The following is an 11,226-nucleotide window of genomic DNA, read 5'->3' as shown; positions in this document are numbered from 1 at the left end:
TCAACAGAAAGGCGTATTAATTCAAACCGGGCTTGGTATCGGGACCGCTGATTAACCGGCTATAGCTTAAAATGCTCCCGTAAACCGGCTAGAACCTTGTCTGCCAGTCGTTCCGCTTCAGCGGAATTCAACCGGTAGAACGGCGTCTTGACCCCAAGCTCGATCATGATCGCCAGCTCCATTAACACCGCCGGTTCGACGCCGGCATAACCCGCAACCTTCGCCTTCAGATTGCGATTAACCCCGCCACACACCACAATCAGACCGTACTGCTTCCGCTGCTCACCGATGTATTTCAAATAGGACCGCAGGGGAGTAGCAATATGCCCCATCCAGACCGGTGCAAACAGCAGGACGAAATCATAACCTGCCAGCACATCTGGTTCCGGAGAAACCCTAGGAGTGCGGTTGAAAATGATATCCACGAGTGTATTAAAGGCACGCCTTTTCCTACCTTCCTTAAGCTGAATATGTTCAATCCCGAGCCCGGCCGCAACCTTCTGCGCCACCATCTGATTGTTACCACTCAGTGAATAGGAAACTGCCGCCATCTTCATAACAACCTCCTTTTTAATTAAATATCAAATCCGGTTCAGCCGGCGCTCAATCTGCTCAAGTGACCGGCGCACCGGCTGCCGACTGTCAATCCTCAGAAGCCCCGGACTGGAGCGGGGTGGCTTGAACCTTTCCTTCATAATCCGGTAAATCTCCAGATTGGCATCAGAAAATCCGGCCTGGTTTGCCCGGCGTCGCAGCCGGGAAATTACCGTCCGCTCCGGACAGTCAACGAGCACCATCAGAAGCTTAACCCCGAGCCGGTCTGCCAGTTCCCGGCAGCGCTGCCGGCTCTCTTCGCCGGTAAAAGTGGCATCCAGCACCACACTGATTCCTCCAACGAGAAATACCTCAGCCCGGTGGAAAAGTTCATCATACGTTCGCTGGCTCACCTCGGGCGCATATATCCCCCTGCCGTAGCCGTCAAACCGGCGTGCGCTGACCGGAATACCGCAAAGCTGCTTGCGGATTGAATCGGAAAGCAGATGCATCGCCAGTGTCCGGGCGGCAAAGTGCCGGGCAAGAAAACTCTTGCCCACACCGGGCAGACCGGCGAAAACAACCAGAAACGGCTTTGCCTCCAGCAGCCGGGCATAGCGTAGCGCCAAGTCAAAATAGCGCCGGGCAGTTAATTGCGCCTGCCGCCGGATATCAGCCGGCACACCAGGATCATTCAGCTGAAAACCCGTAACCTTGCCCCGGACATAGGCACGATAACATTGATAAAATCGGAGCAGACCGAGCATGCCCTGATCCCCGGTGAGCGCCCAGTAGCGCTCAACAAAGAAATTCGCCAGGTCATGCCGCTGATGAAAGTCCAAGTCCATCGCCATGAAGGCGATCTCCGACGCAACATCCGAACAGGAAAACCGGGGGTTGAACTCAATGCAGTCAAAGATGTAGGTCCGGTCAGCAAGAAAGATGTTTTTCGAGTGCAGATCACCATGGCACCGGCGCACAAACCCCTGGCGCCGCCGCTGCCGGAAAACCTCCCGGTGCCCGCTGATAAACCGCTCCACCAGGCTTCTGATTTCGTCAAAAGCCCGCCGGCTGATCGTCCTGCCGATAAAATCCAGTGTCTGGGCGAAGTTCTCATCCCAGTTCAGTCTGATGATCTCGCTTGAACCGTAACGGCTGATCTCCTCGCCCCGCTCCGCCTGCTGGTGAAAGCGGGCAACGAGCCGGGCAATTTCGTCAATCTGTTCAAAGGTCACCTGACCATTTTTCAGCCTTTCAGTCATGATTGCCGACTGGGGCAGCGCCTGCATCTTCACACAGTAGTCAACCACCTTTCCCTGACCGCCCAGCCTCAATCTTCCCCTTTCTTCTGTAATCGGCAGAACATCAAGGTAAAGCTCGGGCGCCAGCTGCCGGTTCAACCGCAGCTCCTCGTAGCAGAAAAATTTCCGTGCTGAAAGGGTGGTATAGTCCAGAAACCCGAAGTTTACCGGCTTCTTCACCTTGTAGGCAAACTCGCCGGCGATGAAAACCCAGGAGGTGTGGGTCTGAATCAGTTTTACCCGCCGGACTCCGGAACCGTAAAACCGGGGCTGGAGTAACTCCTGTACCCGACTCTGAATCGTCGGATCGGCAACCACTTCCAGTTCTTTCACTATCTGGGAATATAATGAACCGCTGTCAGGAGGCAATCAAAATCACCCGGCTGAGACCGGTTCACTGCATCAGCTCAATTTTCCCCTGTGTCGCTCCATTGTCATAAAAGTAGATTCCCGGCACAACCGGCTGACCCGCTGCATCAATTCCGTCCCAGAAAAGAAACTCCTGCTCCGCCGTCAATCTCCGAATCACCCTGCCCGCTGCATCCCGGATGCTCACCGGATAACCCCGGACCGCCGGAATCAGGACCCGGCGCGACGCCGGCACCGGCAGCGCGGTTGTGCCGCGCTGATTCTTTAATTCATACCCGCTGATACCGGCACCGGTCCAGCCGTAAACAAGACAGGTGCTGTTCAAGGTGTCACCATAGTTGACGATGACCTCGGCTCTGTGGTCTCCATCGAGATCGGAAAGCAGTGGATAGGGAAACTCATAACTTGTGAACTCCGGACTCTCAAATTCAACGGTCTGAGTGGCACAGTCGTAGATGCGGAACCTCAGGGAGTAACTGGGATAGGAGTAGCTGAAGCCGTAAACCAGCAGCTCCTTGGCAGCGTCACCATCCATGTTCCCAGCACCAATTACCTCCCAGTTGTGCCAGCCGGGATAAGGGTTGGGGACGGTCCAGAACAACTGCCGGGTGACACCGCTGACAAAACCCAAGGAATCCCGGTGCGCATAACCGTATCTGATCACCAGTTCGGGCAGACTGTCGCCGTCGACATCCGGTCCTACAGTCACCCAACCCTTCTGGACCGGAAACTGCCATTCCACCTCATAGCCGTTAAAAAGAATTAACAGTGCTATCAGCATCATTGCTCTCTACCTCCTATTATCTTAATTTTAAATCATTCTCCCCAGCAAGTCAAGCCAATTAAATAAATTAGAGCCATAAACAGCTGTTTTTTCACATCAGGGGGATGCGGAATTCTTCGGCATTTTCTTATAATTCTTGAAATGGCAAGTTGTTAGCGAATCGGTTTCCAGTTGCAATTCCGATTTTCCGGGGTATACTCCGGGTAACTGTCAGCCCGGTTGTCAATCTGGTCTCTGGTCCTGAACCTTAAGGGAAGCTGCTTGTGATCCGGAATAACGCTGGCGCAGTCTGAGCACTTTCCTCACCTTCCGCCTTTCCTCTACATCCCCCAGCCGTTCCAGCACTAGTTCCTCCGGCTCCACCTTCCGGTCAGAATAGGTGAAACATTGTGCCAGTGCCGCTCCTGTCTTCTCCGCCAACTGCAGGGTGCCGGCATGCACCACCGCCACCGTCTCCCCCTTCTTCACCAGTTCGCCAACCTTCTTGAGAAAGATGAAACCCGCTCCGGGGTCGATGACATCATCAAGTTTCTTCCGGCCAAGACCGATCTCCAGCCCCAGCAGTCCGACCTCGAGGGCATCGATTGACTTGACATAACCTGAACCGGTGGCATATACCGGCTGCTGATATCGGGCCTGGGGCAGCAGATCAGGATTGTCTACCACCGCCGGATCACCTCCCTGCGTCGCAATCACCGCCCGGAACTTTTCCAGCCCCCTGCCCTGATGCAGCGCCCGCAGCAGCAGCCGCCGCGCCTGCTGCGGTTTCTGAGCGAGACCGGCCAGAAGCAACATCTCACTGCCGAGCGTCAACGTCACCTCGAGCAGGTCTTCAGGACCGTCACCCCGGAGCGTAGCGATCGCCTCCCGGACCTCAAGTGCATTGCCGACTGCCCGGCCTAGGGGCTGAGACATGCTGGTCAGGAGTGCCCGCACCCGGCACCCCAGGGCACTGCCGATCTCAATCATCAGCCGGGCGAGCTTGCGCGCCTGGCGCCGGGTTGACATGAACGCCCCCCGGCCCGTCTTGACATCCAGCACCAGCCCGTCAATTCCTTCTGCCAGCTTCTTGGACATGATACTGGCAGCAATCAGCGGTATCGAATCCACCGTACCGGTAACATCCCGCAGGGCGTAAAGCTTGCGGTCCGCCGGACAGAGCTCGTCAGTCTGCCCGGCGAGCGCCACCCCGTTTTTCTCCAGCGCGGCCCGGAATTCCGCCACTGTAAGATTGGTCCGGAAGCCGGGAATCGACTCCAGTTTGTCCAGCGTGCCGCCGGTGTGACCAAGGCTTCTTCCCGAAATCATCGGCACCACGACCCCGCAGGCGGCAACCAGTGGCGACAGCACCAGCGAGACCTTGTCACCGACACCGCCGGTGGAGTGTTTGTCAATCTTCGGACCCGGAATGGCACTCAGATCCAGAATCACACCCGAGTTCATGATCGCCCGGGTCAGGGTAACCGTTTCCGACTTGTCCAGTCCACGCAGATAGACCGCCATCAGCCAGGCGGCCATCTGGTAGTCCGGAATCTCACCTTTGACATAGCTGTCCACCAGCCAGGCGATTTCCTCCGCCCGCAGTCTGCCCCGTGCCTGTTTGCGCCGGAGCAGACTCAGGAAGTCCACTTTGGAAAATGGAAATTATCCGAAGCGCCGGCCCAGAAACTTGCCACCCTTGACCAGCCCTTCGTAGTGCCGCATCACCAGATGGGCTTCAATCTGCTGGAGGGTATCAAGTGCCACGCCGACGATAATCAAAAGCGTGGTGCCCCCGAAGTAGAACGGCACGCGGAAGGCACTCATCAGCAGCCAGGGCAGGAGGGCAATCACCACCAGAAACAGTGCCCCGGGCAGGGTCAGCAGCGACAGGCTGCGGTCAATATAGGCAGCGGTCTTTTCCCCGGGCCGGATTCCGGGAATGAAACCGCCGTAGCGCTGCATGTTATCGGCCAAATCACGCGGATTGAACACGATCGAGGTGTAAAAGTAGGTGAAGAAAACTATCAACACCGCATACAGCAGATTGTAGAGCCAGCCGCCCGGTGAAAGATAACGCTGCAGCCACTCAAGGAAGGGCAGTTTCAAAAATGTGGCAAAGGTCGAAGGAAAGACAATCAGGCTCTGGGCAAAGATGATCGGAATCACGCCCGCGGTGATCAGCCGGAGCGGGATGTGGGTACTCTGACCTCCGTACATCCGCCGGCCGACAATCCGCTTCGGATACTGAACCGGAATCTTACGGATCGCCATCGTCATCAGCACAACCGCCGCATAGACCACAAACACCAGCGCCGCAACGATCAGCAGCCAGAGCCAGGAGCTGATCCGCGCCTGCTGGAAGGTCCGGGCAAAATCCTGAGGCGTACTGTCAAGACAGCCGATGAGAATGATGAAGGAGATGCCGTTGCCGATACCCCGGTCGGTAATCTGCTCGCCGAGCCACATCACAAAAATCGTCCCAGCGGTCAGGGTAAAGATCGTCATCAGCCGGAAAAACAGCCCGGGCTGAAGCACAATCGGCCCGAACTCGGTCGGCGGCTGAGACTCAAGATAGACCGCAATGCTTGCGGCCTGAATGATCGCCAGACCGACCGTGGCATAGCGGGTATACTGATTGAGTTTCTTTCTTCCCTCTTCATCCCGCTGTAACTTCTCCAGAAACGGGAAGACCGAACCGAGGAGCTGAAATACGATTGACGCCGAAATGTAGGGCATCACCCCGAGGGCAAACACTGATGCCCGAGACAAAGCACCGCCAACAAAGATATCGTAAAGTCCGAAGACCGTGCCCTGCAGCTGGGAGAGAACCCAGCCGAGCGCCTGGGCATTAATTCCGGGAACCGGGATATGGGTACCCAGACGGTATACCACCACCATTGCCAGCGTAAAGAGAATCTTTTTCCGCAGATCGGGAATTTTGAAGACGCCAGTTACACCGCCGGTCAATTTACTTTCCTTCCTCGGTCCCTTGCGGTTGCAGCAGAACCGCCTTACCCCCGGCAGCCTCAATCTTCTGCCTTGCTGATTCAGAAAAGGCGTGGGCAGTTACTGTAATCGGACGGCTGATCCCCCCCCGGCCGAGCACCTTTACCGGCATGCCGCGCCGCACCAGTTTCCGCTCCAGAAGCAGTTCAATCGTAACATTATCCGCACCCAGTTCAGCCAGATCATCCAGATTAACCACGCTGTATTCCACCCGGGTCGGATTCTGGAAACCGCGCTTCGGAATTCGACGGTAGAAGGGCATCTGTCCGCCTTCAAACCGGGCATCAAACTCCGGAGCCGAATGCTGGCCTGCACCCTTATGCCCCCGGCAGGAGGTCTTGCCATGCCCCGAGCCCGGACCGCAACCTACCCTTTTCTTGCGCCTTTTTGCCCCTGGTGCCGGTTTCAGCTCACTTAACTTCACAGTTCCTCCACTTCCACCAGATGCCTGATCTGGAATATCATCCCGCGGATCACCGGAGTATCCTCATGCTCCCGTTCCGCCCCGACCCGGCGCAGACCGAGCGCCCGGGCGGTGCGCTTGTGCTCTTCCTTCTCGTCAATCAAGCTCTTAACCAGCCGGACTTTCAACCTTTTCATCCTGCCTTCTTTCCACAAAATGACGGATCGGCTTGTTGCGTGCCTGAGCGGTCATGTCAATCGTCCGCAGTTTCTGCAGTGCCAGAATGGTCGCCTTGGCGGTATTATAGTGGTTCCGGGAACCGAATGCCTTGCTCAGGGCATCGCTTAAACCCGCCGCCTCAAGCACCGCCCGCACCTGCGGACAGGCGATCAGGCCAGTTCCCGGCGCTGCCGGCTTGACCAGCACTTTGCTGGCACCGAACTTTCCCCAAGTTTCGTGAGGAATCGTATGCCCCCGGAAGCCAATTTTCACCATCTGTTTCTGCGCCTGCACCGCCGCCTTACGCACTGCCGCCGCTACTTCAACCGCCTTCCCATGGCCGACCCCGACCTGCCCCTTGCCATCGCCGACCACAACCGTTGCTGAAATCCGCATCCGCTTGCCGCCCTTCATCACCTTGGAAATACGCTTGATATTGATTACCCGCTCAATCAGTTCCGGTTCAGGCTGAACCGTTTCGGTATCAACAGTGGTAATGTCTCTCAAAATTCCAGCCCTCCTTGCCGGGCACCTTCTGCCAGTGCCTTCACCCGGCCGTGATAGCGATAACCGGCACGGTCAAACACCACCTTTTTCACCCCGAGCGCCTGCGCCTTCTGAGCAAGCAGCTTGCCCACCTCGGCAGAAACCTCAACCGGCTTGAGTTTCTTATCTCTCAACTCGGGTGCGAGCGTAGAGGCTGTCGTCAGCACCCGGCTGGTCGTGTCATCAATCAGCTGGGCGTAAATATGCTTGTTACTGCGGAACACACACAGCCGCGGCCGCTCCGGGGTTCCGCTGATCCGGTGTCGGATACTCAGATGCCGTTTTAACCTGCGATCACGAATCATAGCTTTCAATACTATTCACTAATTTTCCCCTGTCAAGAAAACACATAACGGCATCAAACCAGCGCATCGGCCAGAATCCGGAAGATCAGCTCGTCATAGGAAATTCCGGCGTGCTCAGCCTGAGCCGGCAGGTCCGAAAGATCAGTCAGCCCGGGAATTGTGTTGATCTCAAGAAAATAAGGATACCGGCTGTCTTTGATAATCAGATCCAGCCGGGAAAACCCCTTGCAACCCAAGCTGTTATGCGCCTTGAGCGCCAGCTCCTTGACCTTCTTTTCGGTTCGGCTGTCCAGCCGGGCCGGAATGATGAACTCAGTCTCTCCGCGTGTATATTTGGCTTCATAGCTGTAGTATTCATGGCTCTTGGGCACCAGCTCCAGAATCGGCAGCACCTCCTGCCCGAGAATTCCCACTGTAGCAATCACCCCCCGGACAAAAGGCTCGATCAGCAGATCACCAAACCCGCGCCAGACCCGTTCGCAGTGATCCAGTGCTCCCCTCCGGCCCTCAAGCAGTTCAATTCCGACGCTCGACCCCTCGCACCGCGGTTTGACAATCATCGGGTAACCAAACCGCTTCTCCGCTTCAGCCAGACCTTCAGCCACATCATCATCTGCACCAACCGCCACAAAATCCGGAGTCGGGATTCCGGTCTGCCGGAAGATCATCTTGGTGAACACCTTGTCGATTGCAATCGCTGATGCGGTCACACCGGAACCGGTATACGGTATTCCCATCAGTTCCAGAAATCCCTGCATTGTCCCATCCTCGCCCGGTTTGCCGTGCAGGGCGATGAATGCCATATCAATCTTTGCCTGGCGGATTTGATCGACAAAACTGCGATTGATATCGATCCCGACCGCCTGATAACCCTGCCGCCTTAGCGACTCCAGCACCCGCTGGCCCGAAAGGAGTGAAACCTCCCGTTCGCTCGACCAGCCGCCCATCAGGACACCGATCCGGCGTTTGCGCAGGCGGCGGACGATATCGCTTCTACTCATTCTTTCACCCCTTTCCCGGCTCACCATCGGCCGGTCCGCAGATACTCATCCATGGAGCGGGCGGCAATTCTGCCCGCACCCATCGCCAGAATTACGGTTGCCGCACCGGTCACAATGTCCCCTCCAGCAAACACGCCCCGCTTTGAGGTCCTGCCGGTATCTGGATCCACCACGATCGTCCCCCGCTTCGAAACCTCCAGACCTGGTGTTGTCTGAGGAATCAGCGGATTCGGGCTGTTACCGATTGCAATCACCACGGTATCCACCGGGATACGGAACTCACTTCCCGGCACGGGCACTGGACGGCGTCTGCCAGATGCATCCGGCTCCCCCAGTTCCATCCGGATACATTCCACCTCCCGGACCCAGCCATTCTCATCGGCAATATAACGCACCGGATTGGTCAAAAGCTGAAACTCCACCCCTTCTTCCTCGGCATGATGAATTTCTGCTGCCCGCGCCGGCATCTCATCCCTGGACCGCCGGTAAATCAGGATGGACCGCTGTGCTCCCAGACGCAGCGCAGTCCGGGCGGCATCCATCGCCACATTACCGCCGCCAACTACTGCCACATTCTTACCTTTGACAATCGGAGTATCGTATTGGGGAAACAGATATGCCTTCATCAGATTGGACCTGGTAAGATACTCATTTGCCGAATAAACTCCGAGATAGTTCTCGCCCGGAATATTCATGAACAGTGGCAGTCCGGCGCCGGTACCGATAAATACGGCATCAAACTCCTCAAGCAGCTCATCCACGGTCTTCAGTTTACCCACCACATAATTGAGCTCCAGCCTCACCCCCATAGAACGGACAAAGTTCACCTCCCGCTCAACAATTGCCTTGGGCAGACGGAATTCCGGGATCCCGTACATCAATACCCCGCCTGGCTTGTGCAGTGCTTCAAAAATTGTTACTTCATGCCCCAGTTTCCGCATATCTCCGGCAAGAGTCAATCCGGCCGGCCCGGAACCGATTACCGCCACCTTCTTGCCGGTTGCGGGCTGAATTTCGCACATCACACACTCCGGCTGGGTTGCCTCCCAGTCCGCAATGAACCGTTCCAGATTACCGATCGCCACTGGCTCCATCTTTTTTCCCAGGACACAGGCGCCCTCACACTGCGTCTCCTGCGGACAGACGCGACCGCAGATCGCCGGCAGGACATTGGTCCGCTTCATCACCTTCATTGCCTCAAGAAAGTTGCCTTCGGCAATATGCCGGATAAAACCGGGAATATCTACCTGCACCGGACACCCCTCAACACAGCCGGGTTTTTTGCACCGGAGACAGCGCTGCGCCTCGACCTTTGCCTCTTCCGGAGTATAACCGAACGGAACCTCATCAAAGTTGTGCCGGCGCACCTCAGGTGCCTGCTCCTTCATCGGTGTGCGCTTGGGACTGATTTTTGCCATTTATGCCCCCCTTCGGCCGCAGCCGCAGCCGGTTTGTGCCTGCCGGAACAGCTCCACCGCCTGCCGCTCCTCGTTTACATAAGTTTTCAAACGCGCCATCAGCAGGTCAAAGTTCACCTTGTGACCGTCAAACTCCGGACCATCCACACAGGCAAATTTGGTCTGTCCATCAACCTCCACCCGGCACACCCCGCACATCCCGGTCGCATCGAGCATGATCGGATTCAGACTCACGATCGTCGGAATACCATACTTCTTCGTCAACAGGGAAACCATCTTCATCATAATTACCGGACCGACGGCGAAACACCGGTCGATCTTCTCCCCCCGATCAATTACCTGCTGAAGCATATCGGTGACCAGCCCCTTATTGCCATTCGAGCCGTCATCAGTACACACAATAAGTTCATCAACCACCCGCCGCATCTCCTCCTCCATCAGAATCAGCTCCCGATTCCGGAAACCGATAATTCCAATCACCCTGTTGTTTGCCTGACGCAGTGCCCGGGCAACCGGATAAATTTCCGGTGTGCCAACCCCGCCACCAACACACACCACCGTCCCGAACCGCTCAATTTCAGTCGGCCTGCCCAGCGGACCGATAAGATCCATTATGCCATCCCCATCATTCAGCGTCCCCAAGAGCATGGTTGATTTACCCACCTCCTGAAATACAATTACCAGTACCCCTTCATCAGGTCGGGCATCAGCGATTGTCAGCGGAATCCGCTCCCCCTCCTCGTGAATTCGCAAAACTACAAACTGCCCGGGCAGGGCTTTACGGGCAATTTCGGGTGCATCCAGCTCCAGGCGTTTAACACCAGGTGCAAGTATACTTTTTTTCAATATCTTAACCATTCTGCCTCCATTTTACTTAATAAAAATAAGCTCTACATTTTCAACTGTTCTTATTCGGACCTGGTAAATACAATCAGGTATTATACCGTAATTTTAAGAAAAGTCAACTTTTCAGATTGCCTAAACAAATATTGACAGCCGGTAGAACCTTGTTATGATATTGTATTAACTGCGGGGTGGAGCAGCCTGGTAGCTCGTGAGGCTCATAACCTCAAGGTCGCTGGTTCGAATCCAGCCCCCGCTACTTTCTTTTTTGAATTCAGAGGAGGTTTGATGCCGGAAGAAAACAGAGCGCAGGAAACCGATTGTAAGAATGGGGGTAAAATGAAAATAGTCCACAAATGGCGCGGTCCGGACATTATGGGACCGGTCTGGTTTATCGGATGGCTGTTTACCATCGGCTATCTCCAGCTGCCATTTTTCTGGAAGGGTGTGCTCGCCCTCGTTATCTGGCCTTATTATCTCGGCCGGTCGCTGGGACAGTAAAAAACAGCCTATTA

At 55.8% G+C, this 11,226-nt stretch carries 13 protein-coding genes and 1 tRNA gene; 2 read left to right on the top strand and 12 right to left on the bottom strand.

Going from position 1 to position 11,226, the window contains the following annotated elements; translation table 11 throughout:
* Positions 1–59 precede the first annotated feature (59 nt).
* From ABIK48_02050 to ABIK48_01995, 12 genes are all read right to left on the bottom strand, one after another.
* A complete protein-coding gene (locus tag ABIK48_02050; GenBank protein MEO0020939.1) occupies positions 60–557 on the bottom strand; it encodes a hypothetical protein in 498 nt (165 codons plus the stop codon).
* 24 nt (positions 558–581) lie between these two features.
* Entirely contained in the window at positions 582–2,168 is a 1,587-nt protein-coding gene (locus ABIK48_02045; GenBank protein MEO0020938.1) for an AAA family ATPase, read from the bottom strand.
* Positions 2,169–2,229: 61 nt separating this feature from the next.
* Entirely contained in the window at positions 2,230–2,988 is a 759-nt protein-coding gene (locus tag ABIK48_02040) for a hypothetical protein (protein MEO0020937.1), read from the bottom strand.
* A gap of 222 nt (positions 2,989–3,210) precedes the next feature.
* Positions 3,211–4,617 carry a thymidine phosphorylase gene (locus ABIK48_02035; GenBank protein MEO0020936.1) on the bottom strand — a complete coding sequence of 469 codons (1,407 nt, stop codon included), beginning with the start codon at positions 4,615–4,617 and terminating at the stop codon, positions 3,211–3,213.
* A gap of 15 nt (positions 4,618–4,632) precedes the next feature.
* Entirely contained in the window at positions 4,633–5,937 is a 1,305-nt protein-coding gene (gene secY / locus ABIK48_02030; protein MEO0020935.1) for a preprotein translocase subunit SecY, read from the bottom strand.
* Position 5,938: 1 nt separating this feature from the next.
* Complete coding sequence (gene rplO / locus ABIK48_02025; GenBank protein ID MEO0020934.1) at positions 5,939–6,400, bottom strand: 50S ribosomal protein L15; 462 nt, start codon at positions 6,398–6,400, stop codon at positions 5,939–5,941.
* On the bottom strand, positions 6,397–6,576 hold the full coding sequence (gene rpmD, locus ABIK48_02020) for a 50S ribosomal protein L30 (protein MEO0020933.1): 180 nt from the start codon (positions 6,574–6,576) through the stop codon (positions 6,397–6,399). Before rpmD ends, rplO begins: the two co-directional genes overlap by 4 nt.
* Entirely contained in the window at positions 6,548–7,105 is a 558-nt protein-coding gene (gene rpsE / locus ABIK48_02015) for a 30S ribosomal protein S5 (GenBank protein ID MEO0020932.1), read from the bottom strand. The genes rpmD and rpsE overlap by 29 nt, the downstream gene beginning before the upstream one ends.
* A complete protein-coding gene (rplR, locus tag ABIK48_02010; GenBank protein ID MEO0020931.1) occupies positions 7,102–7,449 on the bottom strand; it encodes a 50S ribosomal protein L18 in 348 nt (115 codons plus the stop codon). Before rplR ends, rpsE begins: the two co-directional genes overlap by 4 nt.
* 53 nt (positions 7,450–7,502) lie before the next feature.
* Positions 7,503–8,450 carry a D-alanine--D-alanine ligase gene (locus ABIK48_02005; protein MEO0020930.1) on the bottom strand — a complete coding sequence of 316 codons (948 nt, stop codon included), beginning with the start codon at positions 8,448–8,450 and terminating at the stop codon, positions 7,503–7,505.
* Between the two features lie 20 nt (positions 8,451–8,470).
* Positions 8,471–9,868: an NADPH-dependent glutamate synthase gene (gltA, locus tag ABIK48_02000; GenBank protein ID MEO0020929.1), complete on the bottom strand. Its 1,398-nt coding sequence runs from the start codon at positions 9,866–9,868 to the stop codon at positions 8,471–8,473.
* Complete coding sequence (locus tag ABIK48_01995; GenBank protein ID MEO0020928.1) at positions 9,869–10,726, bottom strand: sulfide/dihydroorotate dehydrogenase-like FAD/NAD-binding protein; 858 nt, start codon at positions 10,724–10,726, stop codon at positions 9,869–9,871. It lies immediately after the preceding gene.
* Between the two features lie 170 nt (positions 10,727–10,896).
* Here ABIK48_01995 and ABIK48_01990 point away from each other — a divergent pair.
* Both ABIK48_01990 and ABIK48_01985 read left to right on the top strand, forming a co-directional pair.
* Positions 10,897–10,970 (top strand) — tRNA-Met (locus tag ABIK48_01990).
* A gap of 29 nt (positions 10,971–10,999) precedes the next feature.
* Positions 11,000–11,212, top strand: a complete 213-nt coding sequence (locus tag ABIK48_01985) for a hypothetical protein (GenBank protein MEO0020927.1) — start codon at positions 11,000–11,002, stop codon at positions 11,210–11,212.
* Positions 11,213–11,226 lie beyond the last annotated feature (14 nt).

The organism is candidate division WOR-3 bacterium, from assembly GCA_039801085.1.
In the GTDB taxonomy this organism is placed as follows: domain Bacteria; phylum Hydrothermota; class Tepidihabitantia; order Tepidihabitantales; family Tepidihabitantaceae; genus JAOABP01.
This window is presented reverse-complemented; position numbering and strand designations above follow the sequence as displayed.

Excerpts from the sequence above, each read along its gene's own strand:
- ABIK48_02050 (MEO0020939.1), bottom strand. The coding sequence starts at position 557 with ATGAAGATGGCGGCAGTTTCCTATTCACTGAGTGGTAACAATCAGATG.
- ABIK48_02040 (MEO0020937.1), bottom strand. The coding sequence starts at position 2,988 with ATGATGCTGATAGCACTGTTAATTCTTTTTAACGGCTATGAGGTGGAA.
- rpmD (MEO0020933.1), bottom strand. The coding sequence starts at position 6,576 with ATGAAAAGGTTGAAAGTCCGGCTGGTTAAGAGCTTGATTGACGAGAAG.
- rplR (MEO0020931.1), bottom strand. The coding sequence starts at position 7,449 with ATGATTCGTGATCGCAGGTTAAAACGGCATCTGAGTATCCGACACCGG.
- ABIK48_02005 (MEO0020930.1), bottom strand. The coding sequence starts at position 8,450 with ATGAGTAGAAGCGATATCGTCCGCCGCCTGCGCAAACGCCGGATCGGT.
- gltA (MEO0020929.1), bottom strand. The coding sequence starts at position 9,868 with ATGGCAAAAATCAGTCCCAAGCGCACACCGATGAAGGAGCAGGCACCT.
- ABIK48_01995 (MEO0020928.1), bottom strand. The coding sequence starts at position 10,726 with ATGGTTAAGATATTGAAAAAAAGTATACTTGCACCTGGTGTTAAACGC.
- ABIK48_01985 (MEO0020927.1), top strand. The coding sequence starts at position 11,000 with ATGCCGGAAGAAAACAGAGCGCAGGAAACCGATTGTAAGAATGGGGGT.